The following is a 25,217-nucleotide window of genomic DNA, read 5'->3' on the forward strand; positions in this document are numbered from 1 at the left end:
AGTTGTTGACTAGGGTTATTTTGTCATATGCATGATTATCAATAACTGAATAATAAACCGTATCGCATATGGCTAGTTAACTGATCTTGTTGAAATTAAAAACTCTTAGTCCCGTTTTCGAGAAGAAAGTATTTCATTATTTTCGGTTAAGCTAATACACCTTGCTCTCATATAAAAACTAAGGGATATAGTAATGCTCAATAACAAAATCAAAGCTTTTGCTTTGGTTGGGGGAATGGCAATTAGTCTCTCTCAACCAGCACTGGCAAAAGATAAAGTCATGCAATCAGCGGGGGCATTGGCATTCGACAGCAAAAATGTTCTTTTCGTTGGTGACAGTAAAGCGGGCGTTGTCCATGCCTTTGACCTGCCAGAAAAGTCTTTTGAAGACCATAGTGGCTACCAATGGGGTCGAGCTCAGAGCTTTGAAGGTAGAACTGTCGTCGAAAATATAGACCAGAAGATCGCAAAACTACTTGGCGCGTCACCAGAAGATATTTCTATTAACGACATGGTTGTGCACCAACCATCTGGTGAAATCTATCTTTCTGTCCACAAAGGACACGGTCCCAAACCAAAGCCTGTCATTCTGAAGGTAGATAACGGCAAGTTAGAGAAGGTGAACCTGAAATCAGCTAAACACACTTCTATCAGTGTCGGTCCAGTACCTACCAAGGAAACGCTGGAATTCGGTCAACCACTGAACTCACTGGCTATTACGGACATTGACTATTACGACGGTGAAATCTTCGTAGCTGGTGTTTCTAATGAAGTGTTTTCTTCGAAACTGCGTCGTATTCCTTTCCCATTCAAGGGTGAAGTCAACACGACATCGATCGAAATCTGGCACGCTGTTCATGCTCAGTATGAGACCCGCGCGCCGATTATCACACAGACTATTCGTGAACTGGATGGCAAGCCTACCCTCATCGCTATTTATGCCTGTACGCCAATCGTGAAGATCCCTCTGGATGAGCTGAAAGATGGCGCGCAAGTGCGTGGAACCATGATTGGTGAGATGGGCTACGGAAACACCCCTATTGATATTGTCTCTTTCACTAGTGGCATGGACAACAACGACTATGTGGTTGTGACGAACACAAACCGCAGTGCTGCGCAAATTCCGTTGCAAGCGATTGCGACAGCGGAAGCGATGCCATCCGGTGAAGGCGTAAAACCTGTTTTCCAGGTTGCAGGTGTCTACCAGTTCCCACTGCCAATGAGTGGAACACTGCATCTTGATCTCATCAACGATCAGTGGGCAGCGACTATCCGTCGTAACCCTGAAGAGGTTGGCGGTATCGATTTGCACACCCTGCCATTACCGTTCTTTTTCGACCGCGCTGACCACGTTGTAGAAATGAACTGGGCTGACGGTCCGGATCCATTCGGCTATAAGTCATTGCCACCTGTTAAATACTAAGCATGACTTTCCTAAACGCAGCAGCACGACAAATATTTTTTGTCGTGCTCTTTTTCTCTTCGGCAGTAAGCACTGCTCAAGCAGCTTTGCTTAGCTACACCCCCTCTCAATCCGCTATTCCTGCCAACACCCTTCGCTTCTACCTTCATTTCTCGGAGCCAATGGCTCGAGGACAAGTCCAAAGTCATATTCGGCTAGAGCGCGAAGACGGCAGCAAAGTGGTCAACCCGTTTCTCAACCTCTACACCGAGCTTTGGGATAGCGAGCAACGCAGAGTCACGCTTTTATTTGACCCAGGCCGGGTTAAACAGTCGGTAGGGCCAAACGTCCATGCTGGTGCTCCATTGGTAGAAGGTAACCAATATAGACTGGTTGTCTCTGGTTCTATGAAAAACGCGGTAGGAAAAGTAATCGGCGAAGACCAGATCATTGAGTTTGATGTAATCGCGCCTGAGCGACAGGCCATCGTACCCGCCGATTGGGAATTGACCACACCACCAGCAAACGGATTGCAACCACTTGTGGTGACATTCGACAGAATCATCGACCGATACGCAGCTCAGCGACTCATTCGATTGAAAGGCCCTGATGGAGAAACCCTTAGAGGAAAGTTGGTCAGCGAAGATCGCACCTGGACACTGACCCCGGAAACGGCGTGGCATAGTGGGAACTATAAACTTATCGTCAGTCCCGAATTGGAAGATATTTCCGGCAATACCATTCGCTCTCCGTTTGATGCCAAATCAGGGACAATGGGCGAAGCCACTAACATCATCGAGCGTGAATTCGTCATCGGTACGCCATGATCAGAAAAGGAGGCGAAACGCCTCCTTATGCTGCTTTACTTTCTTTCGTTCTTATTTGGCTTTTACAAACAGACCTTTAAGCCATTTGTATATAAGAATCAAGCTGTAGAACGGGTTGCTTGATGTGTTGTATTCCTCTAGCGCATAGATGTAATTCGATTTGTACTTCTCTACCGCTTCCTGTGCTGAATCTGCATATATCGAGTCATCTTCTACTTCATAACCCTGTGCCAGCAGAGCATCCTTTTCTTCCAGGAAGGTGTTTGAAGCCATGTCCAAATAAGTAAATTTCTGTCGCTTCGAATTTGGAATGGTGAAGAACTGATATTTGTTAGCCATTAACGTCCCCTAATTTGTTTAATAGGCGGCGAAATCGCGTTGCTCAGTTAACTGCACGTCCTGTGCTTAGGAACGAAACCCAGTCATCACGATTTCTGCTTTTTGCAGCTTCAACGGCTTTGCGAACATCGTAATCGATTCGCTTGTGGTTCACGCTCCAGCTTTTACCCTCACCTTCTACAATTGCGTACGAAGCATGATGGCTAAAGCTTTCCATCGCATGAACCCAAGGTTCGTCATCCTTGTAGGCGGGAAGTCCCACACTGCCAGGGTTAACGATGAGTTGATTGCTGCGCGTCGAAACTGATCTTGCTAAATGGGTATGACCGCAACAAATTAGATGGCTTGGGTTGCCCGCTAATAACGCAACAATGTCGTCGTTATCTCTCAATACAGGACTTCCGCTTGACGCATCTTCCAGCAGGTAAACCAAATCGTTATCCGGTGTACCGTGACAGAAAAATACATCCTCATTAAATTGCATGGTAGGTGGCAGAGACTTCATCCAGTCGAGGGGCGCTGCGCCAAGATCATCCAGAATAAACTGCATCGTCGGGTTTGAAGCAATTTCCGCTTCCTGCGCCTCATAAATCTGCCTGTCCTGATTGCCACGAATAGTAACAATCTCATGCTGCATCAATAGATTAAACGTATCACGTGGAGCGATAGGTCCGTACAAAATATCGCCGAGATTAACGATAACATCGACATTTTCTCGACGAATGTCACTCAGCACTGCTTCTAATGCAAAAACGTTGCTGTGAATGTCTGAAATCAGGGCCAAACGCATTGGAGCATCCTTGTATTTAGCGGTCAGCGGGATGGTTTACGCCGCCATTAGTGACAACGTCACCCAAATCAAAAGGATTAACACCTTCCAGGCAACCCACGTTGTAACCATATTCTGAAGGGTCTGAGCGGCGCTGGTGATGTGTGTAAATACCGCACTCTGAACAAAAATAGTGTTTTGCAGTGTGTGTGTTAAAAGTATAAAGCTTGAGGAGCTCTTTCCCTTTGACGATCTTGATGCCGTCCAATTTAACAGAAGCCACCACGGCCCCCTTTCTGCGGCAAATTGAACAGTCGCAACGACGGGGTTTATCAATACCATTTGGCAAGGAGAGTTCTAGCTCCACCCCACCACAATGACAGGTAAACTTATGTTTCTCTTTTATTTCTGTAGGGCCAACTTGTTTAATCATGAAACGTATCCACTTCCTTGTTATGGGCACCATTTCATGGAAACAAAATATAAAGTTGGATACAAGATAATCACTCTAAGGTGGAGCGCTTAAAGTCTAAAAAGTTGGCTTTTAATTGATTTATTCCCGAAAAATGCGTGTTGCCTTTGAATATACTCCTTTCCTCACTCAAGCTTTGCTAAAATACTCTTATTACAAAACCAAAATATGAACGGAGTTTCATGTCTCAAGCCTTGCCTAAAAACCGTACCGAATGGCTGATTTTCTTTCGTCGTGCAAAATCTATCGACACATTGGATTTGATGCTGGATGGTGCGTTAAAAAAACTAAAAACGCCTTCAGAACAGGCTGATGCGATCCTTGGCCATGAGGCCAGACTGGATGAACTAGAAGGGATTCGTAAAGCGATTTAAGAAAGAAGGCACAATGGTTTTCATTATGCCTTTTAATGTGTTTAGGCTGATTGATTAAATTTCTCAGACTCTTCTGGCTCTAAAGGTTTGACTGGCGCTGGTTCAGTTTGTTCAGGCTCAAGCATTTCTTCGGCTTTCTTTTCTACTTCCTCGACCAGTTCGCTGCCTTTCTCTTTGCCTTTGTTCCACAGCTCAGAGCTTTTCTCTTTGGCGCTGTCCCAAAGGTTGCTTCCACCTTCCTCAGCGTTATTGAGCAGCTCCCCGCTCTTTTCTTTGGTCGCATCCCAAGCATTCTTACCGGCCTCCTTCGCAGAGCCCCAAGCTTCGCTTGCAGATTCTTTCGCTTTGTCCCAGCTACTCTCTTCCTCTGCCTGCGCCGATAAAGGCAACACAAGCATTAATGACAGCACCAGTGCTTTCATTGGATTCATCATGCTCTCCCTGTTTGATTGCTTGGCGTTTGGTTTGAATCTTATACCCAAACCTGCGGTATCGTCAGTCTATTAAAGACAACTTGAATCACATATCAAGTCACCCTATCAGAAATATAAAACAGTGTTCAATATTTGGAGAAAGAAAAACCGCCTTTAAATGTGCATAAAGGCGGTGAAGGTTTGACAAGGAGAATGTCAAATTATCAGATTCGGTTGCTCCCAAGGTTAGTCTTTATTTTTCATGTCCCGTTTGGGGTGGCCATCATATGTCCAAAGAAGATCACGTGGAATAGGGCCTTTGTTGCGGCCACCTTGCTGAGTTTGTTCCCAGGCATGAGCCAAAATTCCTACTGATCGGGAAAGACAAAATAACCCTCTGGCCAACTCGGCGGGTATACCTAGTTCGCCATAGATAACCGCTGTCGCACCATCTATGTTCATTGGTATCGCTTTGCCTTTTTCTTTCAGAAGCTGTTTTTCCACCTGTAAAGCGATGGAATGAAAACGCCCTTCAACGATGCCATCAGCTTTAGCTTCAGCAATCAGTTCCATCAATCTCGGCGCTCTGGGGTCGACAGGATGGAAGCGATGCCCAAAACCGGGAATGAACTTGCCATGCAATTCACGTTGTTTGGCCAAGCCTTCGATCACGGCTTCTTCTATCGACGAATTTTTAGACGCAGCAATTTCATTCACCATCTGGTAGAAGGTCACTGCTTGTTCACCCGCTCCGCCATGAACATCACCCAGTACATTGACCGCAGATGCCATTGCATTATTCAGCCCAACGCCACAGGTTGATGCCATTCGGGCGATGGCAATACTTGGCGCTTGAGGTCCATGATCTACTGCTGACATCAAGGCTGCATCCAACAACTTGGCCTTTTCCGGTGAAGGTAGTTCACCTTGGGTCATTAACCAGATCATTTGTGTGAAGCTCACGTTACCAATCAAGGATTCAATCGGATAACCGTAGTAGCTGATTTCACCCGGTTTCATGTCAATGATGTCGGTTCGCCACCAGTCTGCCACTGCTTTCTCTGGCCCGGATTCAGGGCGTCGAATACTCATACCACGCCCTTCTCTTTCAGTTGTTCAATATCACTCGCTTTATAACCAAGCTCAGAAAGGATCATGTCGCTGTGTTCACTCAGAACAGGTGGTGGCATACTGACTTCGGGTCGCTTTCCATCAACAAGGAAACCTGGGCGAGCGATATGGACATCGCCTTTTGTTCCTTCAACATCCTCAAATACTGCTTCAAATTCGCGTAACTTCACTTGTGGAAGATCCAGCGCTTCAGGCACCGTCATCACACGACCTGCAGGCACTCCCAATTTATTCAGCATATCTTCCCAAAACTCGGCGGGATGCGCCGAAAACGCAGCTTCTAGAAGCTCGGTGAGTGCCGCACGGTTCTGCAACCTAGCCTGACGTTCGGAGAATCTCGGGTCAGTTTTAAGTTCGGGTTGATTGATCGCATCGCAGACAGACTCAAACTGCTCCTGTTTGTTGGCCGCAATGTTGATAAGGCCCGTGGCGGTTTTAAATGCACCTGAAGGACTGGCGGTAAAATTGTCGTTCCCCATAGGTTTGGGGTCTTTGTTGGCAACTAAGTAATTCGAGACCACCCAGCCCATGGTCGCCATGGTAGATTCAAGCATGGAGACATCGATGAAACAGCCTTCGCCACTTTGTGCACGGCCTGCCAAGGCAGAAGAAATCGCAAAAGCAGCGGTCAGGCCGCCAATGGTGTCTGCAATCGGATAGCCGACTCGGTAAGGTGCATTTTCCGGCGCGCCGGTAATCGACATCACACCTGACATTCCCTGTATAATTTGGTCATAAGCGGGAAGGTGCTTCATGGGACCTTCTGCACCGTAGCCTGATATTGCACAGTAGATAAGGTTTGGGTTGACCGCTTTCAGCACTTCATAATCCAAACCCAAGCGTTTCATGACTCCGGGGCGAAAGTTTTCCACCAACACATCTGCGGTTTCTACCAGCGATTTCAAAATCGCCTTTCCTTCAGGGTCTTTGAGGTTAAGCGTAATGGAGCGCTTACCCGTATTCTGCGCCAGAAACGACACACCCATTTTATTGGCATTGAGATCAGGATCTGCACCCAATTGTCGGGCGAGATCCCCACTACCGGGAACCTCGACCTTGATAACATCTGCGCCCATGTGTGCCAACTGGTGGCAGGCAAAAGGGCCTGCCAACACGTTGGTCAAATCAAGCACACGAAAGCTGGATAATGTTGTACTCATTTGCTTGTTCCTTATCCGTCACCGCGATCAACCTGAACATTAGGGCGTTGGTTTTTCGATGCGCCTATCCCTGCCTTTTCCAGTCCTGTGCGGATCACTGGGAGTAGCAGCACAAATACTGAAATACACATGATGGTGAGTGTCAGCGGACGCTCCCATAAGAAGCTCAAGCTGCCATCAGAGATGATCAGTGAACGGCTAAGGTTGTTTTCCATGATGCCACCCAGAATAAAGCCGAGAAGCATCGGTGCCATCGGGAAGTCCAAAAGACGCAGGAATATCGCCGCAATAGTGATGATAACCATCATATTGATGTCGAAGGTGTTAAAGCTGACCAGATACACACCTGTGATCGAGAAGAACAGAATGAGTGGGATCAGTATTGGCCTTGGGATCACCAACAAACGTGAGATATATGGGATCAGCGGCAAGTTCAGGATAAGCAGTACAATGTTGCCAAAGTACATCGAGATGATCACCGACCAGAACACGTCTGGATTATCGACGAACAGACGCGGTCCTGGCTGGATGCCGTAAGCAATCAAAGCACCGAGCATTATTGCCGTGGTACCTGAACCCGGAATACCCAAGGTAAGCAGCGGAACAAATGAACCCGTCGATGCAGCGTTGTTTGCTGATTCTGGTGCTGCAAGGCCTCGCAATGCCCCTTTACCAAACTTCTCTTTCAGGCGTTTCGGTGCCAGGTTACGCTCCAGACCATAAGAGAGGAACGAAGCGATAGTCGCTCCAGCGCCCGGAAGCACGCCGACGATAAAGCCAAAGACTGAAGAACGGGCAACCGTTGGTGCGACCTCTTTCACTTCTTCTTTTGAAAGCTTCATGCTGCCTAGCGCAGCCATATCCATGTCCGGCTCTTCCTCTTTATGCTGTCCTTTCAACACCGTCATCACCACTTCCGCAAGCGCAAAAGTTGCCATAGCCAGCAGCAAGAAGCTGATACCATCAATCAGGTCGATATTGTTGAACGTAAAGCGCGGCGCACCGGTGATTACATCCGTACCAACGGTCGCAATCATCAGGCCGAATACCGTCATTGCCATAGCCTTCAACACCTGACCTTTACCGGCAAATGCGGCGACTGCGGTCAAGCCTAAGATCATCAGCGCAAAATAGTCGGCAGACTGGAAACTCAGCGAGACCTTGGCGAGTGCGGGCGCGGCAAACAGCAGAATAATTGCGCCAATCGTACCACCAGTGAAAGAAGAGTAAGCCGCCAACGCCAGCGCTTTACCAGCCTGACGTTGTTGCGCCAGCGGATAACCGTCGAATGCCGTCACCACTGTACTTGCACAACCTGGTGCATTAATCAGAATTGAAGATGTAGAGCCGCCAAATACGGCACCATAATAAACGCCAGCCATCAGGATGATGCCAGATGCTGGATCCAGACCATACGTAATCGGGATCATGAGTGCTACTGCCGAAATAGGCCCAAGCCCCGGCAGCATACCGATGAAGGTACCGGCAAAACAGCCGACAACCACCATCATAATGTTAAAAGGCATTGTTGCGGTGCTTAAGCCCGTCGCGATTCCTTCCCACATAGCCTTAACCTCCGAACAACTGGGTAAACGCGCGTCCAGGCGCGAGATAGATATCTAGTAGCTTTGCCAGCACAAACCAGATACCGACGGCAAAAGGTACCGACGCAATGAACAATGTTTTAGGTCGGCGTTCTCCGAGAATCCAGTAACCGACAACCAAAAAGAAAATGGTAGAAAGCAGGAATCCAACCCACTCAAGCGCAAAAGCAAACGCCACAATCAACGCTAACAGCTTTGCCACCAGTACGAAGTCCAACCCTGCCAATTGCACTTTGCTGCCAGCATCACGACGACCTGTTACCAACATTAAAATGCCGAGAATGCCACCCATATAGGAAAGTGCGATAGGTAAGGTTTGAGCGTGAAAAGGTTCGTATTCATCGCCTGGGAACATGGGGATTTGGCGGGCGTAGTACCCGTATGCCACTGAAAGACAGAGAAATACGAGACCACCGATATGGTCTTTAGTGACAACCATCTGACACTCCTTGAACTGCAAAGTAAGACGGTAATGTCCGTCTTTAAAAGCGATAAGGCCTTATCCGTAGGCCTTAGGTCATTCGACCAATTGAATTAGGGCTCGGAGAACCGAGCCCTTTTCGTTGAGGCTTAGCGAAGGAAGCCAAGCTCTTTCATCAGTGCACCCACTTCTTGCTCCTGACCTTCAAGGAAAGTCACGAACTCAGCGCGAGGTTTGAAGATTTCAGTCCAGCCATTGCGGTCGCGAACTTCTACCCAAGCATCTGTGGAGTACATTTTTTCCAGTGTTGCTGCATATTCGTCAGCTTGTGCGTCAGACAGGCCCGGTGCACCAAAGAATCCACGCCAGTTAGTGAATTCCGCGTCATAACCCAACTCTTTCAGGGTTGGTACATCATTCGCTGCTGGTGAACGCTCAGGACCCGTCATCGCCAGAATGCGAACTTCACCTGCATTCTTCAGTGCCAGTGCCTCAGAGAAACCGGTGGACAGTACTTGAGTTTCACCTGACAGCATGCCCGCCATCGCTTTACCACCGGCATCATAAGCCACATATTTCACACGTTTTGGATCACCACCAGCGGCCTTGAATGCCATAGCTGCAACTAAGTGGTCCATACCGCCACGTGAAGAACCGCCCGCGACGGAAACTGAACGCGGGTTTTCTTTGTAGTCTTTCATCAGTTGCTCAAAACTCTGATATTTAGAGCTGGTTGGAACAACAAACGCCGCATAGTCACCAATGGTTGCAGCAATTGGGGTCAGGTCGCGGAAAGACTGAGGGAAAACTTTAGAAAGAGAACGGATAACGATAGGTGTCGAGTTAACCATCAAGGTGTTGTCTGCTTGCGCGGCGGTTTCAATCAGGTGTGCGATTGCTTTACCACCACCACCGCCGGACATGTTTTCATAAGAAACAGTTTCAACCAGTCCTGCTTTTGACAGTGCTTCACCGGTACCACGCGCAGTGCCATCCCAACCACCACCTGCACCACCAGGGATCAGGAAGTGAACTTCATCTACGGCAGCGCTTGCCATACCTGCACTGAGTGCAGACGTGAGCGCCAATGCAGCAACGAATGAACGTTTTTTGGCGAACAGATTTGAAATCATAGGTTTTTCCTCGTGTCGTTCCGTCCTTTGGACGAGATAGATTTATGCCGAAACTCCGCTCAAAATGGCGTTTTAGCGCAACGCGCCGTTTCGGTATCTTTGCCCTACTCTTTCAAATTATTTGGTGACCTCGGATCTGGAAAGCTTGTGTTTTTAATGTTTTTTTAAACCTTTAAAAACATTTTGTTCATATTGTTCACTTGCGTGATAAGGAACAAAGAATCATCATTTCAACTAGATAGATAATAGCGAGTATACTTAAACCACGAACTCGCCCTCTTTCGTAAACAAAAGGTTTCACCTCTGGATGTTTTCACTTCGCGCGCTCAAGCTCAAAACCCGCATGATGCTTATCCTCGGCATGATGGCGCTGCTACAAACCGGATTTATCGGCTTCTTTGCTCTCACCTATCTCACTCACTCGCTGGATGAGCAGATAGGTCAACGCGCATTGCACGTCGCCAAAACCATTGCAGGTATCCCTGAAGTGGTTGAAGCCGTAGAAAGTCGTGACAGCGAACTGTTACAGCCTTTGACTCTGGATTTAGCTTCTATTAACGATGCACGGTTTGTAGTGATTGGCGACAGAAACGGCATTCGCCTTGCGCACCCTTCATGGGAGCGCGTTGGCAAGCCAATGTATGATGATGATGGCGATTACAACGAGCCCGCATTGCTATACGGCAAGCCATACATTCAAAAAGCAGTGGGAAGTTTGGGCGCTTCCGTTCGTGGTAAAGCCCCTATCTTTGACAGAAACAACGAGAATGTAGTCGGGATTGTTTCTGTTGGCTTTATGCTCACTTCCGTAGAAGACATCATTAACCGATACCGCACCACCCTTTACATCGTCATTGTGCTCAGTTTCGGCTTGAGTGTTCTGACGGGTATTTGGTTTGCCAACCATTTTAAAAAAGCCATTTTCGGTTTGGAGCCAGAGCAAATCGGTCGACTTTTCCAGGAAAGGAATGCAACGCTAGAGTCAGTCCGGGAAGGAATTATTGCAGTTAACAGTGAAGGCAGGATCACCACCTTCAACCGAGCTGCCGTTGAAACGCTGGGATTAGATGCCAACACCAAGCTCACCGACCGCCCGATTGAAGAAGTGCTGCCAGACAGCCGTTTAATGGATGTGCTTAAATCCGGCAAACCCCATTTTGATAAAGAAATTTGGCTGCAAGACAGAAATCTGATTGTGAACCGTCTCCCCCTGCTTCAAGACAATGAAATCACAGGCGTAGTATCTAGCTTTCGCCGTAAAGACGAGCTCGATGCCGTGAGTAAACAGCTGACTCAAATACAGCAATATGCGGATACGCTGCGCAGTCAGTCCCACGAGTATTCCAATAAACTCCATACCATTGCGGGTCTGATACAAATCGGTGCTACTGATGAAGCATTGGCACTCATTGGACAGGAAACCCAAAGCCATCAAGCACTGATTCATCTGATGGTTGAAGCGGTGCCTGACCCTATCCTCGCGGGCTGTTTGCTGGGGAAATACAACCGCGCCAAAGAGCTGGGTTTACGCCTCGAAATCGACCCAGAAAGCTCAATGAAAGAGATTCCCGATCACATCCCTCGCGAAGAGTTAGTGAGTATCATCGGTAACTTGATCGACAATGCCCTTGAAGCCACGCTGAGCAACAAACGATTGGAAGTCAGGCTATCCATGACCGATCTTGGCAATGACCTGATATTCGAAATAGAGGACGAAGGGCAAGGCATTCACGAAGAAGACCACTCACGTATCTTCCTAAAAGGTGTCACAAGCAAGAAAGGCGAAGGTCATGGCTATGGCCTTCATTTGGTGCAAAAGCTTCTCCAAAAGCTCGGCGGTACCATTTTACTCGAGCCTGGCGATACCATGGGCAGCCGGTTTACCGTGTATATCCCGAAATCCTCTGAAAGTCAGAGCTAAGATAAGAATAAGAAACGAAACAAGGAATAGTTAGTACCTATGGCACAAAACATCCACGTCGTTATCGCAGAAGATGACGTTCAAATCGCAGAGATTCAAAAACGCTTTCTTGAACGTATCGAAGGCGTCGAACTTGTCGGCATCGCGCATACGCTTGAAGATGCGGAAGATTTGGTGGATGTATTCAAGCCCGAACTCTTGCTTCTCGATAACCACTTCCCTAACGGAACAGGCCTTGAGCTTCTCCGTAAATTACGCGCCAACAACAGCGAAACCGATGTCATTCTCATCACAGCGGCCAAAGAGGTCGACACCTTGCGTGAAGCGTTGCGCAGTGGCGTATTTCACTACATCCTCAAACCTTTGGTGTTTGAACGTCTGCAGGATGCCATTCAGCAATATGCCGCATATTTGGAAAAGCTCCATGCAATGGAAGATCTCGTACAAACGGACGTGGATACACTATTGCCACAACGTGCAGTCGCCAGCACTTCAGTACCGCAAGAAACTACCACCGTCATTCAACGTCTACCAAAAGGTATCGATGGCATTACGCTAGATAAAATCCGCACTGTATTTTCTGATTCGGAAGAATCTCTCAATGCAGAAGAAGTCGGCGCGATGATCGGCGCCAGTCGGACCACAGCAAGGCGCTATCTTGAATACATGGTAAGCACTCAAGAGCTAGAGGCGCAGGTTAACTACGGCAGCGTCGGCCGACCTGAGCGCAGATACATTTCCGCATAACCTTATTGCAGACTAAGAGAACAGTCACGCGGCTGTGATCCTAATTGAACAAATGGAAGTGAACATATTAAGTTATAGTGCGTTAAGGCGTTATTTGTCGCGTTCCATCGAATGAACGCTTAGTCTTGATTGTCAGCGCTTTTCGTAAGTTTACAGGTCCTTCTTCTATATGGAGTTAGAAAACATGAGCCACGCTCTTCTTTCAGTGACAACGTCACTACCTGAGAATTTTCGTCATCACGATTTTCTGACTTTTCATCGAAGGGACAAAACCGAGCTTGCGGAAAAAGTTGACGGTAATGAGGTGATTAAAGGCATTACCTTACAAGGCGTTCCTACCCTACTTCATCTTTCTCTCTCTGAAGATTCAGCCCGATTGGATATTCAATCGGACACGGAAAAGTGCTTGATGACAGAGGGCGAGCTAGATCAACTTCTTCAACATATGCTGGGACTAAAACAAGCCACTGAAGATTTTGAATCAAAATACAGCGCTCACTGCGATATTTCCCGCCTGTTGAATCACTCGTCAGGTCTCAGAATTCCTCAAACCGTCACACCCTTCGAAGCCATTACATGGGCAATCACGGGGCAGCTCATCAGCGTTGAAGCCGCAGTTTCCATTCGACGCAGACTGATTCAGGCAACGGGGAAACAGCACAGCAGCGGCATGTGGTGTTTACCCGACGAGACGATTCTCGCTGGAACAGCCATTGAAACCTACCGAAGCTGTGGATACTCCAACAGTAAGGCCGCAACCATTCAGCGCATCGCCCAAGCACTAATTGATGGTTCACTATCTCTTTCATTAGAGGAACAACCTGAACTCATTGGTAAAGAGCTTCTTGCTGTTAAAGGTGTGGGGCCTTGGACAGTAAGCTACACCTTGCTTCGGGGGTTCGGTTGGCTGGACGGTTCACTTCATGGAGACGTCGCTGTACGCAGAAGTCTGCAGCAACTATTAGGATTGGATGAAAAGCCCACCGAGAAAGAAACACAGCAGTGGCTTGCCGCATTTTCACCTTATCGCGCTTTGGTGGCAGCACATTTATGGGCGATGGATTCAGCCAAGAGTTACTAAAAGTCATCCAGAGGGGCCAGCTTTGGCACGCTCTATAGAGTCTTGAATCTCACTTTCAATGTCAGTAAGTCGCTGCTTAAGCTGCTGAGGTGATTTTACTCCATTGAATGGATTTACTTTATCGACGATCCTCAAGTCATAGTCGATATCTCTATTCCTGAATTTTTCTGGCTGAAACATGGCCATTCTTGATAGCGATTCAATCATCATCAGAGACTGGCAGGTGTTGTATCGACTAAACACATTGTAACTGGACAGTAAGTGTGGGTTTTCCAAACAAAACTTAGCCATCTTTTTATATACATCTACACACTCAGTATGAGTCTGAAATTTACCAGTTGTTTGATAACTCACCTTACATTTTTCAAATTTAGCATTCAGTTCTGGATTGCCTGTGTCTGGCGTAGAGAATTCATCATGCTCTTTTTCACAACCACTCAATAGAAATGAACTTCTAACACTGCATGTCTCTTCTTGTGTTTTTGGTTTGACACTCGATTCTGATACTTGCGCTTCAACCGATAAAGACGCTTTTGAGATTAACAACCCTTCAATATCATCTTCAAAAGGCAATAACACTAATAAGATCGATAACACAACACCAAAACCAGAAACTTCCCTAACTGACAGCATACATATTCCTTTTTTCTTATTTTATATGTTTTTGAAAATGCTTTATCAATATGCAACATCTGAGTGCCGAGGCTTTCAATCAACAATTTCTTCCGCTTTCTCAGATGGAGAACAATTCTCTCTACTTAAAATCGTTCATTTCGCTCTCAGATTGACGCAAAAACATGCACTTGAACGTCTTGACGTGCCACAGTTGCGGAACCCTTATGATCATTGCGGTATGCTCCCCGCCCTCGTACCGTGATCAATGACACATTTATGCATTACAAAAACATGTTGGGGTATCGCTACCCTAAAGGGCCTTTCGCCATGTTCAGCGTGTATACCTTTACTGGTGCCGCCGTGGTGACTTCTACGGTCTTTTCGCTGCTGCTATTTCTCTCCATTGATGACAACACCATGATGAAAGTGTTGTTTGGTACTTTGGCGATCATTTTTGAAGCCGGTAAGTTCTATGCTTGGTATGAGTTTGGTGAGCGCCGTGCACACAAAAACTACACAGGCGCAATGACAGCATTGGTCTTCTATCTTGTGCTTGCGGCTATCTCTATCGGCGGCAGTATCGGCGGCATCAACAGCGCCACCAACAAAGCACAGGGTGTTATCTCCATTCAGGAAGCTAAAGTTGCTGCTTATGACAGACAAATCGCCTCCATCGAAAAACAAATTGAGCTCAATAACCTCGCCGCAGAGAAGTACATCGAAATGGAACGCATCGCAACCGGTGTGACGCGAATCCAACAGCAAAACAACAAGCTTCGTGAAGAACAAATCAAGTTAGCAACTGAACGCGATTCGTTGCCGCCTGTGACTCAAGGTTCTGCGATTGGTTTGATTGACAGCCTGGCCGATGCGTTCAGCGTTTCTCAGCAAGCAGCGCAATTCGGTCTCGTCGTATTCCTTTCTATTTTGCTCGACCTGTTTGCGGCTTTCTTTGTCGGTGTGATTGGTGAAGAGTTGCGTTTCAGACGCTTCTATCAACACCACACTGAAATTGATATCACGCCGGAAGACGTTAGCAAGCCGGTTGGCTATCTGGAACATAAACCCGCTTTAGATGAGTCTTTCACCGCGGATGCAGCTTCCGCAGAAGAAGCACTCTCACTTGAAGATAAAGTGAAAAAAGCGGTGCAAGATGGCGTGATCACTTGCTCTAAGAAAGCCGTTGGTAAACATTTCCTACTTTCAACCGATGATGTAGACGCTTTGTTTGAGCAAATGATGCTTGGCGGCCTTATTGCCAAGAAAGCAAACAATCATTATTACTTGGTGGCTTAAACCGCAATCAATGAAAAAGAGCGCGCAACGCGCTCTTTTCTTTATTCGAATAATTGGAGTCTAAAGCCCGTCAGTGGTTTCCGCACTGACTTCTGTCACACTGCTATCTCCCTTTGGCTTGATGGTATCAATCACCATCTTGAGGTCGTCAATCAGCCCTTCGTTTTTGCTGTTTTGCTCTTCCAGTGTCGACACTTGTGCCGTTAGCGACGCTTTCTCCTGCTGCGACATCGATAAATCTGACTGCACTTTATCCAGTTCACTCATCAGCTTCGCCAGTTGAGGATCGACGTCGGGCTTCGACGTCAGAGCGGTATTTAACATCTGGGCCTTTTCTTCCAGTACCAGGGCTTGTTGCTGCATAGGTTGATTGCGAAGATCTAACCCTTCCAGCGCTTGCGCAATGGCATGCAATCGGTTTTCCAGTTCAAGGATCAGTGGTTCAAACCTGCCATCATCAACATTTCTAAACCGCTTTACCTCCTGGCCGATATGCTTCACGTGGTCAATTTCAAATTGAACGGCAGCCACAGCGGCATTGATGGCATCTATGTCCCGAGGATTCGCATTAACGCTGGCGACAGCTTGTTCGAGCGAAGCTTCTGACTTAGTAAAACTGATAGGCGCTACCGACTTAAACCCTTCACGGCGAAGCAAGGTGATCTGATTTTTCAGTGGCTCAACGTGAATTTTGAGAACAACGGCAATTTCTAATTTCTTTGCATTTTCAAGGAACACGACTTGCTTGACCTGTGCATCATCAATGTCGTTATCCGCGACATAAGCGAATAACTTCCTGTAATCAGAAGCCAAGCGGTTATAGCGTGATGCATACAACTCGTCTGCGCCTATCTCTCCAAGATAAGCCATCTCAGCGATCGATTCAGCCAGCAATGAATCTGCAGTCGTTTTGAGTGTTTGCAATTGGTCAAAGAGCCCATCAACGTTTGACAGGCGTTTGTCGAAGATTTCAGCATATGTCCCATCAGAGAAGAGAGAATAGTCTTCTGTTGCTTTCGCTGGGTTTGATGCGAAGTCTTCGTAAACATCCACTGCGTCATCCCATGCATCGAACAGATCATCGACCAAGTCATCGTCGTAAAGCCTCAGTGACTTGCTTTCCTCCATCTTAGCCAGCCAACGCTCGTAGTCTGCTTTTGATGCTTCGTAGATCTTTAGTGTGTTCTGGTTTTCTTGAGCGGGTGCATTGGTTTCAGAAGCGACCTGTCTTGGTTCACTGGTTGACTGACAGGCACTGAGTAAAGATGCAAAGGCGACGGCACAAAAGACCGCATTGAGTTTGTTCATCGGCTAATCCCCTAGGTCACTGAATCTGAGCTGGTTAATATTCAAAGCATCATTGTTTTATTTTTCTTATAGTTAGCTGCCACTAGTTAGCTGCCACTTTTCGCTTTTAGTGATCTGAATCACTTCCCTTAAAGCTAGACCAATGGCTGAATCAGAGTCAGCAGATAAACATGACTTAGATCACACTGATTTTTGTAAGTTTTACACGACGAGATCCCGTATTTAGAAAAAGATAACTTTGGTTTAAAAGAAGCAAAACCAAGTTCACATTTAATTAAAGTCATCCTAATTAAAATCCTTGATGAAAAATAAAAAGGGAAATTAAAGAATCGAGTAATATGTTTTACTTTGGTTAATAAAATTAGCCTAAATATAAATACCATTGTTAATCACGACTCTTATTTATCCAATAACTGTCGAATTTATATCTTATAACTATTGGCAATATAGATCTCGTTTATATGCTTAAGCCTTTGGCCTTATGATTCGCCACAACCGCGCTTGCTGACTGAAACCAGGTGATTTAGAGAGAGTCTCCAAACATGAATGACTCACTCCCACTTGTTAAATATATTTTATACCCAAACAACCTGAAGATGCAGGATTCAGCGAGATTGACTGGTGTCGTGATCGCGGCGTTTCTTTGCAGGTGTAGTCATCTCCATCAAAAAGGAACAACAAAGAGCACGGCATCAGTCAACTCGCCCGAACGGAGGCCCTCAATGCGCCCACTTCTTCGTTAAATTCCACGGAAATAGAACGACTATTCCTCGTGAAATTTGCCTCGAATTGAACGCATTGATGACCTCTGAATACAAGCATCTTCAGGTAGTTTGGGTATATGTTTTTATTTTGTTATTTGTTTCATTTTAGCCCGCTACTTTTTTAAGGATTATTACAAAATGACAATGAGCGTTATATTTAATCTCGCGATATTCATCGCGCTTATCTATTTCCTTTATAAACTCCAAGCCAAATATGTTCCTTTTACTAAACGCGTTTTTGCTGGCTTGGGTTTAGGTGTTGTTTTTGGTGGATTACTGCAACTGTTTTACGGTGCGGGTTCAGACATCATTGCCACCAGCATTGACTACTTCGATATCGTCGGCAAAGGCTACGTTAAGCTACTGCAAATGATCATCATCCCATTGGTCATGGTCTCGATCATTTCGGCCATTCTCAAACTGAATGGTGGCACATCGGTGGGTAAAATCAGTGCGATGAGCATTGGGGTGCTTGTGATCACCACCATGATTGCTGCACTGGTTGGCATTGCATGGTCGCTGCTATTCGGTCTGAGTGCAGATGGACTGACAGCAGGCGCAGCAGAAGTTGCCCGAGGCCAATCCCTGGAAGTGAACTTGGGGCGTGTGGAAAGCTTGTCTTTCGCTAACATGATTCTGGAGTTTATTCCTGCCAATCCATTCCTGGACATGACTGGCTCGCGTAAAACATCGACAATCGCAGTGGTGATCTTCTCCATCTTTATCGGTTTGGCTGCGACAGGTATTTCTACCAAGAAACCCGAAATTTACGCCTCATTCGAACACTTCATCAAAGTCGCACAAGCCATTGTGATGCGCATAGTGACTATGGTACTGCGCTTGACGCCTTACGGTGTATTGGCGCTGATGACCAAAGTGATTTCAGGGTCTAACTACGCTGATATCGTGAATTTGGCTAACTTCGTGTTTGCTTCTTATGGCGCGCTGATCACCATGTTCGTCATTCACTTGTTGATCATTTCACTAGTTGGCCTGAACCCGATTCGCCACCTGAAGAAAATTATCCCGGTACTGACCTTCGCATTCACTTCACGATCCAGTGCTGCAACCATTCCTTTGAATGTACGTACACAGGAGCAAGCGCTTGGCGTACCAAGTGGTATTGCCAACTTTGCAGCTTCATTTGGTGCGACGATCGGACAAAACGGATGTGCAGGCATCTACCCTGCCATGCTTGCGGTGATGATTGCACCAACAATGGGGATTAACCCCTTGGATATCGGATTCCTCGTTCCTTTGATCGCCATCATTACTATCAGCTCATTTGGTGTTGCCGGTATCGGCGGTGGCGCGACATTTGCTGCCTTGATTGTCCTTTCAGCAATGGACTTCCCAGTCGCATTAGCAGGCCTTCTGATTTCGATTGAACCTCTGATCGACATGGGTCGCACTGCGCTGAACGTTTCAGGTTCTATCACCGCAGGCTCTGTGACCAGTAAGCTGATGGGCGAAACTGACATGACCGTTTTCAACGACGACAAGCCGCTGAATTTGGATGGCGAAGACGCCACGGCCTAGGCAATTATCTCTTTATGACTGGGGGCATTACGCCCCCTTTTCCTGTTCTATTTAAAGGTTCACAACATGAACATCGTTATTATCGGCGGTGAAGCAGCAGGCATGAGTGCTGCAGCCAAAGCTCGTCGCGTTAACCCAAACGCTACCATCACAGTCTTTGAAGCTTCAGAAGTCATCTCATTCGGTGCATGCGGCCTTCCCTACTATGTCGCTGATGAATTTCAGGATGCTGGCTATATGTCAGAGTTCACGCCAGCACAGTTTGCTGAACGCGGCATTACCGTGAAAACCGGCCATCGCGTCACCAAGTTGGATGCTGAACAAAAAAAGCTGGAAGTCGTCCGTCAAGGCGAAACGTTCATCGCAGAGTATGACCGCCTGATGATTGCCACCGGCGCGAGAGAAGTGTTGCCTCCAGTTTCTGGCCTCGACAAGCAAGGCGTTCATACGCTTCGTGTCATGCAAGACGGTCTTTCGCTAAAAGAAGCGGTTCAGGATGAATCGTGCCAGCATGTCACTGTGATTGGTTCTGGCTTTATTGGCCTTGAAGTCGCCGAAGCCATGATTCACCAAGGTAAGAAGGTTCGACTGATTGAACGTGCTGAGCGCCTTATTCCGGATGCTTTTGATGCCGAAATCAGCGTCCATTTTTCGTCTGAACTGGAAAAAGCGGGCGTTGAGATTCACACCGGTGAATCTCTGAAAAACATTGTGGGTGAAAGCAAAGTTTCTGGAATTGAAACAGACAAAGGCCAGTACGTCACAGATTTGGTCATCGTGAGTACTGGCGTTAAACCAAACACCGAATTTCTGAAAGAGACTGGTATCAAAATCTTAGATAACGGTGCCATAGTCGTGGATCGCCAAGGTAAAACGTCACTGACCGATGTTTGGGCTGCGGGCGACTGCGCAACAATCTGGCATTCAGTATCCGGTGAGAATGCGTATATCCCACTGGCAACGGGTGCGAATAAACTCGGCCGAATGATTGGTGACAACATCGCACAAGTCGAAGGTGAACCACTTGAGTTTCCGGGTTCTTTGGGCACCAGTTGTGTTCGCGTTCTGGGTTTGGAAGCTGGCCGCACTGGTCTTTCTGAGCAAGAAGCCATTCGCGCTGGCTTTGCGGTGAAAACCGTCACCATTAAAGACAAATGCCACACCAACTACTGCGCAGGCCAATCTGACATGCACATTAAGCTGGTGTATGAGGAAGGTTCAAAGCGTATTCTTGGCGCGCAGATCATTGGCTACAAAGGCGCGGTACACCGCATTGATGCAATGGCTGTCGCGGTAAGTGCCGGATTGACCACCAACCAACTTGGTATGATGGACTTTGCCTACGCGCCACCTTTTGCGCGCACGTGGGATATTATGAACGTGGCAGGTAACGTTGCGAAATAGCATCAACCTGTTGTGATGACTCTGAAAGCCAGCGACTACGCTGGCTTTTTTGTTTCCAAGCGTTCAAAGAGCCACCCGTTCAATATATTGCACAAATCACAATCTCAGCATCTTTTCTTTCACCTTGCTACTGCCTTAACCCCCTATCCTTGCAACCAACTAATCCGGCAGTTAGGCTAATCTCAACTCAACTGATTCGTCGAATGGAAGCCGCTATGGAACAGATTACTAACCGCTTGCTACTCTCGGCAATGTGCGAAAACACGAACACTGCCATCGCTGTTGATAACCCTGCTACCGGAGAGGTTCTAGGTTATGTGCCTAATCACAGTCAGCAAGAGATAGAAAATGCCGTCAGCAAAGCCTCAGAGGCACAAAAAACGTGGGCCAAACAGACAGCGAAACAGCGTAGTGAGATTCTGAGCCGATGGTTTAACCTGCTGATGGAAAATCAGGAAGATTTGGCCCGCATCATGACATTAGAGCAAGGCAAACCCCTTGCTGAGTCCCGTGGTGAAGTCGCTTATGGTGCATCATTTATCCAATGGTTTGCCGAGGAAGGTAAACGCACTTATGGCGAAACCATTCCGACACCGATGTCTGACCGCAGAATCATGACCATTCGCCAGCCTGTAGGCGTTGCAGCGGCAATCACGCCATGGAATTTCCCTATCGCGATGATCACCCGTAAAGCCGCGCCAGCACTAGCGGCAGGTTGCAGCTTTATTGCCAAGCCTGCGGCACAAACACCTTTTAGTGCTTACGCTGTTGCGGAACTTGCTTATCAAGCCGGTTTACCCCGTGATTTACTGGCGATAGTGACAACAACTGATGCAGTGATGGCTGGAGAACTCTTCTGTAGCAGTGATCAAATACAGAAAATTTCCTTTACCGGTTCCACCAATGTCGGCCGTATTCTAATGAAACAAAGTGCCGAGAGAGTTAAACGTGTGTCGATGGAGCTTGGCGGCAATGCCCCTTTCATCGTGTTCGATGACGCAGATATCGATGCCGCGGTGAAAGGTGCCGTTGCCTCAAAATTCCGCAACGCAGGTCAAACATGTGTTTGTGCCAACCGTTTTTACGTTCAGGATGCGGTTTACGACGAATTCGTCGAGAAGTTCTCAGAAGCAGTGAAAACACTGAAAATCGGTAATGGCTTCGAGGATGGCGTAACCATTGGGCCTCTGATTGACGATAATGCCAAAGCCAAAGTCCAACGCCTGATTTCTGGTGCTACTGAACAAGGAGCGAAAGTGGTCGTTGGAGGAAAAGATCAGGGTGGTCGATTCTTTGAGCCAACGATCCTCACTGATGTTACCCACGACATGGCGATTGTTCAGGAAGAAATATTCGGTCCTATCGCCCCTGTCATTCGATTTAGCGACGATAACTCTCTGGTCCAGATGGCGAACGACACCATTTACGGCCTTGCCAGTTATTTCTACAGCAAAGATATCAATCGTATTTTCTCCATTGCGGAAGCGCTGGATTACGGCATGGTGGGCGTTAATGAAGGGGTTATCTCTACCGAGGTTGCACCGTTTGGCGGTGTTAAGCAATCTGGTATTGGCCGCGAAGGTGCCAAGCAGGGTATCGATGAATACCTGAATACCAAATATATCTGCCTCGGTGGTTTGTAAACCTATCTAATACCTGCAGGGCGATAGTGCCCTGCTTTCGTTCCTGCACCTTGAACCCGACCTGTCATTCCGCCTTCTCACTTTTGAACATGGGCGTCTATGCTTCTAATAAACAAAATAATTTAGGAGTGATGGATGGGTATTCGTGAAGAAATCGATGCGGCAGTGGGTGCTCATGGTGCCTGGAAACAAAAGCTTAGGAATGCGATTGAAACCGGCGAGTGCGAATCTACACCCGAGCGTGTCAAAAAGGATGATAACTGCTCATTTGGGAAATGGTTGCATCACCGTATGGATGAGCAATATAAAAAGAGTCCTTTCTACAGCGAAATTCTCTCACTCCATGCCGCCTTTCATCGTGAAGCCGGTGCTATTCTTGAAATGGCGTTAAATGGCGAAAAAGAAGCCGCCAACGATAAAATGAAGCTCGGTAGCGAGTTTTCTAAACTTTCAGCCAGCTTGACAGCCAAGATGCGTGAGTGGCAGGAGTGGCTGGATACGAAAGGCATTCAATAAAGTGACAAACTTTTTACACCTGAAAACACTTTCATGCACTTTTTACCGCATTACATTCACTATCTTTTAACCCTAAATCTCTGTTTCATGCTTCAACAAAGAAGAATTCGCATAAAAATTCAGCAATCAATCTTCCCAAACACCGGTCCTTTCCTTTAATGTGAAGCGCAACAGTGTTTTTTCGTGCCACAGTGCGAAACTACGCTCAATTCAAAAAGAACAAAGGTAAAAAGATGTCTGACGTACCTTCAGCTGTTGTAGAAGTCGCAGCTAATGCACAAACCGTTGCTGAATCTTCCGGTTCCGTATGGCCATATGTGGTTGGCGGTATCGCTCTTGTCGTCGCAGCGGGTTTTTGGGGTTACAAGCTAGTAAGCCGTCCAACTTTCATCATTAAGCAGATCCGCCGCCGTAATCTGAAGGCAATGAAGAAAGAAGGGATTGAAAGCTCAGAAGCAACCAACGATTTGGATAGACTGCTGACTGCAATCGAAGAGCATGCAGTCTCCAACAAGATGTCTGGTGCTGACATGATCAAACTTCTGGCACCACTCAATGACCAGAACCGCATGAAGTCGGCAAGAGATATGTACCTGACTATGCAGCACATCGCTCGCGAAGTTGGCAATACTCGTCTTGCTGGTGAATTTAAAGGGAAATCTTCAGGCGTGAAATCCAGCTCTAAGCTGATGGCGGGCCTGTTTAAACGCGCGGGCATCTAAAACCCCTATCGAAGAAGAACTCAAGGCACCTTAGGGTGCCTTTTCTATTTCATGGCAGTCTTACCGCCAATGATCTTATAAGCAGGTGTTCCCCTTACCAACGTCTCCCTCGCAAACACATTGCCACAAGAAGGACACTCACAGGGCGTATCAGTGTGGTCAATCACTATGCGTTCTTTAAAACACTTCACTAATGACCCTTTCCCGCCTTTCTTGTATTTAAACAACATCGCCTTGCATTTCGCGCAGATGACATCGACTGATCGTTCCGGCAATTTCTTGTTGGGTTTCGCCACGTTACCTCCGGTGATGATTTCGTCGATCTTATCTCAAAGACCGCATTAGACCAAAGTCTTAGGCTGGGAGAAAAACTGAGAGAAAGCTTATGTTTATCACGACTGGTTAACATCTCATTTACAATCTCGGCTATTCTTTGCTGGTTATCTGCGATGCGTCTATCTCACGCTTTGCATCTTATTCCACGGCAACGGATACCTATAACATTGGAGTGTTGTATGAAAATCAAATCCTTGGTGAAAACCCTTTCATTGGCAACTGCCATCGTGACAGCAGGCATGGGCAGTGCCGCTGCGGAAGAAAGAGACTATATCCTCGCCACAGCCTCTACGGGTGGCACATACTATCCAGTCGGTGTGGCACTGGCGACGCTGAGTAAAGTGAAACTGGAGCCTCAGTACAAGTTTTCACTGTCAGCTATTAGCTCTGCAGGTTCCGGCGAAAACGTTAAGTTGCTCCGCGAGAACGAAGCACAGTTTGCAATCCTACAGGGTCTCTATGGTGCATGGGCATGGAATGGTGAAGGCAAAGTTGAGCAGGCTGGCCCGCAGAAGGAACTGCGTTCGGTTTCCATGCTTTGGCAAAACGTTGAGCACTTCATCATGCTAAGCGATTTGGCCAAAACCGGCACCATGGCAGACATGAAAGCGATGGACGGCAAAAAGTTCTCTATCGGTAAGAAGAACTCAGGAACAGAAGGCTCTGGTCTGCAAATTCTGAAAGGTTTGGATATCGATACCAACAAATTCAATATGGCGTACCTCGGCTACGGCGCCAGTGCAGATGCTCTGCAAAACGGCAACATTGATGGCATGAACACGCCTGCAGGTGTCCCTGTCAGCGCTGTGACCCGTGCTTATGCCGCAATGGGCGATAAAATCAAAATCCTCAACTTCACTGACGAGCAGGTTAAAGAAGCGAACGGCAGCTATAACCTGTGGACCCGTTACGTGATTGAACCCAATACTTACCCGGGTCAAACCGAAGCCGTTGAAACCATCGCTCAGCCTAACTTCCTGGCAGTGCGCAGTGACATCAGTGACGAAGACGTATACCTGCTGACAAAAACCATCTACGAAAACCTGGCTTTCCTGAATGGTATTCACAAAGCCACCAAAGCGATGTCGCTACAAAAAGCCATTGGTGGTCTGCCTGTGCCACTGCACCCAGGTGCGGCTCGCTACTACAAAGAGCAAGGTTTGACGATTCCTGATCACCTTGTTAGCAACTAACGGCTAAACCCAAGGCGCTGATCCCGTCAGCGCCGCTTCTTCATTTCCAGCCCAACAGGACGTCGTGTCTTCTTTGCACGCTAGAGG

General features: G+C 47.2%; 25 protein-coding genes. 13 read left to right on the top strand and 12 right to left on the bottom strand.

All coding sequences use genetic code 11. The features are described from left to right. Positions 1–193: 193 nt before the first annotated feature. Both G5S52_RS03780 and G5S52_RS03785 read left to right on the top strand, forming a co-directional pair. Positions 194–1,423, top strand: coding sequence for a hypothetical protein (locus G5S52_RS03780; RefSeq protein ID WP_165011849.1), 1,230 nt, complete (start codon positions 194–196; stop codon positions 1,421–1,423). Between the two features lie 2 nt (positions 1,424–1,425). Beyond that, complete coding sequence (locus G5S52_RS03785) at positions 1,426–2,229, top strand: Ig-like domain-containing protein (RefSeq protein ID WP_165011850.1); 804 nt, start codon at positions 1,426–1,428, stop codon at positions 2,227–2,229. A gap of 51 nt (positions 2,230–2,280) precedes the next feature. Here G5S52_RS03785 and G5S52_RS03790 read toward each other — a convergent pair whose 3' ends face one another. From G5S52_RS03790 to G5S52_RS03800, 3 genes are read right to left on the bottom strand one after another with little or no spacing between them, the layout of a single operon-like run. After that, positions 2,281–2,568: a hypothetical protein gene (locus tag G5S52_RS03790; protein ID WP_062661721.1), complete on the bottom strand. Its 288-nt coding sequence runs from the start codon at positions 2,566–2,568 to the stop codon at positions 2,281–2,283. Between the two features lie 43 nt (positions 2,569–2,611). Then, complete coding sequence (locus G5S52_RS03795) at positions 2,612–3,358, bottom strand: metallophosphoesterase family protein (protein WP_165011851.1); 747 nt, start codon at positions 3,356–3,358, stop codon at positions 2,612–2,614. 16 nt (positions 3,359–3,374) lie between these two features. After that, a complete protein-coding gene (locus G5S52_RS03800; RefSeq protein ID WP_165011852.1) occupies positions 3,375–3,770 on the bottom strand; it encodes a GFA family protein in 396 nt (131 codons plus the stop codon). A gap of 221 nt (positions 3,771–3,991) precedes the next feature. Between G5S52_RS03800 and G5S52_RS03805 the strand changes: the two genes are divergently transcribed. Next, a complete protein-coding gene (locus G5S52_RS03805) occupies positions 3,992–4,183 on the top strand; it encodes a hypothetical protein (RefSeq protein ID WP_165011853.1) in 192 nt (63 codons plus the stop codon). A 41-nt stretch (positions 4,184–4,224) separates the two neighbouring features. Here the strand turns inward: G5S52_RS03805 and G5S52_RS03810 are convergent, their stop codons facing one another. From G5S52_RS03810 to G5S52_RS03835, 6 genes are all read right to left on the bottom strand, one after another. Next, positions 4,225–4,617, bottom strand: coding sequence for a hypothetical protein (locus G5S52_RS03810; protein ID WP_235956080.1), 393 nt, complete (start codon positions 4,615–4,617; stop codon positions 4,225–4,227). Between the two features lie 225 nt (positions 4,618–4,842). Continuing rightward, positions 4,843–5,688, bottom strand: a complete 846-nt coding sequence (locus G5S52_RS03815) for a citryl-CoA lyase (RefSeq protein WP_165011854.1) — start codon at positions 5,686–5,688, stop codon at positions 4,843–4,845. Then, the gene (locus G5S52_RS03820; RefSeq protein ID WP_165011855.1) at positions 5,685–6,887 is read right to left on the bottom strand and encodes a CaiB/BaiF CoA transferase family protein; all 1,203 of its coding nucleotides are present in this window, start codon (positions 6,885–6,887) and stop codon (positions 5,685–5,687) included. The genes G5S52_RS03815 and G5S52_RS03820 overlap by 4 nt, the downstream gene beginning before the upstream one ends. A gap of 11 nt (positions 6,888–6,898) precedes the next feature. Next, complete coding sequence (locus G5S52_RS03825) at positions 6,899–8,452, bottom strand: tripartite tricarboxylate transporter permease (protein ID WP_165011856.1); 1,554 nt, start codon at positions 8,450–8,452, stop codon at positions 6,899–6,901. A gap of 4 nt (positions 8,453–8,456) precedes the next feature. After that, positions 8,457–8,930 carry a tripartite tricarboxylate transporter TctB family protein gene (locus G5S52_RS03830; RefSeq protein ID WP_062661739.1) on the bottom strand — a complete coding sequence of 158 codons (474 nt, stop codon included), beginning with the start codon at positions 8,928–8,930 and terminating at the stop codon, positions 8,457–8,459. A 131-nt stretch (positions 8,931–9,061) separates the two neighbouring features. Beyond that, positions 9,062–10,045, bottom strand: coding sequence for a tripartite tricarboxylate transporter substrate binding protein (locus G5S52_RS03835; protein WP_165011857.1), 984 nt, complete (start codon positions 10,043–10,045; stop codon positions 9,062–9,064). Positions 10,046–10,352: 307 nt separating this feature from the next. Here G5S52_RS03835 and G5S52_RS03840 point away from each other — a divergent pair, with 307 nt between their 5' ends. From G5S52_RS03840 to G5S52_RS03850, 3 genes are all read left to right on the top strand, one after another. Next, the gene (locus G5S52_RS03840; RefSeq protein ID WP_165011858.1) at positions 10,353–11,966 is read left to right on the top strand and encodes an ATP-binding protein; all 1,614 of its coding nucleotides are present in this window, start codon (positions 10,353–10,355) and stop codon (positions 11,964–11,966) included. Positions 11,967–12,005: 39 nt separating this feature from the next. Beyond that, positions 12,006–12,713, top strand: coding sequence for a response regulator (locus tag G5S52_RS03845; protein WP_165011859.1), 708 nt, complete (start codon positions 12,006–12,008; stop codon positions 12,711–12,713). A 184-nt stretch (positions 12,714–12,897) separates the two neighbouring features. After that, complete coding sequence (locus G5S52_RS03850) at positions 12,898–13,794, top strand: DNA-3-methyladenine glycosylase family protein (RefSeq protein WP_165011860.1); 897 nt, start codon at positions 12,898–12,900, stop codon at positions 13,792–13,794. Positions 13,795–13,797: 3 nt separating this feature from the next. Here G5S52_RS03850 and G5S52_RS03855 read toward each other — a convergent pair whose 3' ends face one another. Next, complete coding sequence (locus G5S52_RS03855; RefSeq protein WP_165011861.1) at positions 13,798–14,427, bottom strand: hypothetical protein; 630 nt, start codon at positions 14,425–14,427, stop codon at positions 13,798–13,800. Between the two features lie 258 nt (positions 14,428–14,685). Here G5S52_RS03855 and G5S52_RS03860 point away from each other — a divergent pair, with 258 nt between their 5' ends. Further along, positions 14,686–15,705 (top strand): Preprotein translocase subunit SecY, encoded by a 1,020-nt coding sequence (locus G5S52_RS03860; protein ID WP_165011862.1) that lies wholly within the window; start codon positions 14,686–14,688, stop codon positions 15,703–15,705. Between the two features lie 60 nt (positions 15,706–15,765). Here the strand turns inward: G5S52_RS03860 and G5S52_RS03865 are convergent, their stop codons facing one another. Further along, complete coding sequence (locus G5S52_RS03865; RefSeq protein ID WP_165011863.1) at positions 15,766–17,013, bottom strand: hypothetical protein; 1,248 nt, start codon at positions 17,011–17,013, stop codon at positions 15,766–15,768. 902 nt (positions 17,014–17,915) lie between these two features. On the opposite strand from G5S52_RS03865, the gene G5S52_RS03870 reads away from it, so the two are divergent. The 5 genes from G5S52_RS03870 (at position 17,916) to G5S52_RS03890 (ending at position 23,601) form a co-directional block, all read left to right on the top strand. Next, entirely contained in the window at positions 17,916–19,316 is a 1,401-nt protein-coding gene (locus G5S52_RS03870; protein ID WP_165011864.1) for an L-cystine transporter, read from the top strand. Between the two features lie 66 nt (positions 19,317–19,382). Next, positions 19,383–20,720: a CoA-disulfide reductase gene (locus tag G5S52_RS03875; protein ID WP_165011865.1), complete on the top strand. Its 1,338-nt coding sequence runs from the start codon at positions 19,383–19,385 to the stop codon at positions 20,718–20,720. A 215-nt stretch (positions 20,721–20,935) separates the two neighbouring features. Continuing rightward, the gene (locus tag G5S52_RS03880) at positions 20,936–22,363 is read left to right on the top strand and encodes an NAD-dependent succinate-semialdehyde dehydrogenase (protein WP_165011866.1); all 1,428 of its coding nucleotides are present in this window, start codon (positions 20,936–20,938) and stop codon (positions 22,361–22,363) included. A 135-nt stretch (positions 22,364–22,498) separates the two neighbouring features. Continuing rightward, positions 22,499–22,879, top strand: coding sequence for a CZB domain-containing protein (locus G5S52_RS03885; protein WP_165011867.1), 381 nt, complete (start codon positions 22,499–22,501; stop codon positions 22,877–22,879). Positions 22,880–23,112: 233 nt separating this feature from the next. Beyond that, positions 23,113–23,601 (top strand): hypothetical protein, encoded by a 489-nt coding sequence (locus G5S52_RS03890; RefSeq protein ID WP_165011868.1) that lies wholly within the window; start codon positions 23,113–23,115, stop codon positions 23,599–23,601. A gap of 44 nt (positions 23,602–23,645) precedes the next feature. On the opposite strand, the gene G5S52_RS03895 is transcribed toward G5S52_RS03890, so the two are convergent. Beyond that, entirely contained in the window at positions 23,646–23,897 is a 252-nt protein-coding gene (locus G5S52_RS03895; RefSeq protein WP_165011869.1) for a hypothetical protein, read from the bottom strand. 219 nt (positions 23,898–24,116) lie between these two features. Here G5S52_RS03895 and G5S52_RS03900 point away from each other — a divergent pair, with 219 nt between their 5' ends. After that, entirely contained in the window at positions 24,117–25,130 is a 1,014-nt protein-coding gene (locus G5S52_RS03900) for a TAXI family TRAP transporter solute-binding subunit (protein ID WP_165011870.1), read from the top strand. Positions 25,131–25,217 lie beyond the last annotated feature (87 nt).

The sequence above is a fragment of the Grimontia sedimenti genome, from assembly GCF_011045095.1.
GTDB lineage: Bacteria > Pseudomonadota > Gammaproteobacteria > Enterobacterales > Vibrionaceae > Enterovibrio > Enterovibrio sedimenti.

Bases quoted from the DNA above. Each gene is read 5' to 3' on its own strand.
- G5S52_RS03780 (WP_165011849.1), top strand. From the start codon at position 194: ATGCTCAATAACAAAATCAAAGCTTTTGCTTTGGTTGGGGGAATGGCA.
- G5S52_RS03785 (WP_165011850.1), top strand. From the start codon at position 1,426: ATGACTTTCCTAAACGCAGCAGCACGACAAATATTTTTTGTCGTGCTC.
- G5S52_RS03790 (WP_062661721.1), bottom strand. From the start codon at position 2,568: ATGGCTAACAAATATCAGTTCTTCACCATTCCAAATTCGAAGCGACAG.
- G5S52_RS03795 (WP_165011851.1), bottom strand. From the start codon at position 3,358: ATGCGTTTGGCCCTGATTTCAGACATTCACAGCAACGTTTTTGCATTA.
- G5S52_RS03800 (WP_165011852.1), bottom strand. From the start codon at position 3,770: ATGATTAAACAAGTTGGCCCTACAGAAATAAAAGAGAAACATAAGTTT.
- G5S52_RS03805 (WP_165011853.1), top strand. From the start codon at position 3,992: ATGTCTCAAGCCTTGCCTAAAAACCGTACCGAATGGCTGATTTTCTTT.
- G5S52_RS03810 (WP_235956080.1), bottom strand. From the start codon at position 4,617: ATGATGAATCCAATGAAAGCACTGGTGCTGTCATTAATGCTTGTGTTG.
- G5S52_RS03815 (WP_165011854.1), bottom strand. From the start codon at position 5,688: ATGAGTATTCGACGCCCTGAATCCGGGCCAGAGAAAGCAGTGGCAGAC.
- G5S52_RS03820 (WP_165011855.1), bottom strand. From the start codon at position 6,887: ATGAGTACAACATTATCCAGCTTTCGTGTGCTTGATTTGACCAACGTG.
- G5S52_RS03825 (WP_165011856.1), bottom strand. From the start codon at position 8,452: ATGTGGGAAGGAATCGCGACGGGCTTAAGCACCGCAACAATGCCTTTT.
- G5S52_RS03830 (WP_062661739.1), bottom strand. From the start codon at position 8,930: ATGGTTGTCACTAAAGACCATATCGGTGGTCTCGTATTTCTCTGTCTT.
- G5S52_RS03835 (WP_165011857.1), bottom strand. From the start codon at position 10,045: ATGATTTCAAATCTGTTCGCCAAAAAACGTTCATTCGTTGCTGCATTG.
- G5S52_RS03840 (WP_165011858.1), top strand. From the start codon at position 10,353: ATGTTTTCACTTCGCGCGCTCAAGCTCAAAACCCGCATGATGCTTATC.
- G5S52_RS03845 (WP_165011859.1), top strand. From the start codon at position 12,006: ATGGCACAAAACATCCACGTCGTTATCGCAGAAGATGACGTTCAAATC.
- G5S52_RS03850 (WP_165011860.1), top strand. From the start codon at position 12,898: ATGAGCCACGCTCTTCTTTCAGTGACAACGTCACTACCTGAGAATTTT.
- G5S52_RS03855 (WP_165011861.1), bottom strand. From the start codon at position 14,427: ATGCTGTCAGTTAGGGAAGTTTCTGGTTTTGGTGTTGTGTTATCGATC.
- G5S52_RS03860 (WP_165011862.1), top strand. From the start codon at position 14,686: ATGCATTACAAAAACATGTTGGGGTATCGCTACCCTAAAGGGCCTTTC.
- G5S52_RS03865 (WP_165011863.1), bottom strand. From the start codon at position 17,013: ATGAACAAACTCAATGCGGTCTTTTGTGCCGTCGCCTTTGCATCTTTA.
- G5S52_RS03870 (WP_165011864.1), top strand. From the start codon at position 17,916: ATGACAATGAGCGTTATATTTAATCTCGCGATATTCATCGCGCTTATC.
- G5S52_RS03875 (WP_165011865.1), top strand. From the start codon at position 19,383: ATGAACATCGTTATTATCGGCGGTGAAGCAGCAGGCATGAGTGCTGCA.
- G5S52_RS03880 (WP_165011866.1), top strand. From the start codon at position 20,936: ATGGAACAGATTACTAACCGCTTGCTACTCTCGGCAATGTGCGAAAAC.
- G5S52_RS03885 (WP_165011867.1), top strand. From the start codon at position 22,499: ATGGGTATTCGTGAAGAAATCGATGCGGCAGTGGGTGCTCATGGTGCC.
- G5S52_RS03890 (WP_165011868.1), top strand. From the start codon at position 23,113: ATGTCTGACGTACCTTCAGCTGTTGTAGAAGTCGCAGCTAATGCACAA.
- G5S52_RS03900 (WP_165011870.1), top strand. From the start codon at position 24,117: ATGAAAATCAAATCCTTGGTGAAAACCCTTTCATTGGCAACTGCCATC.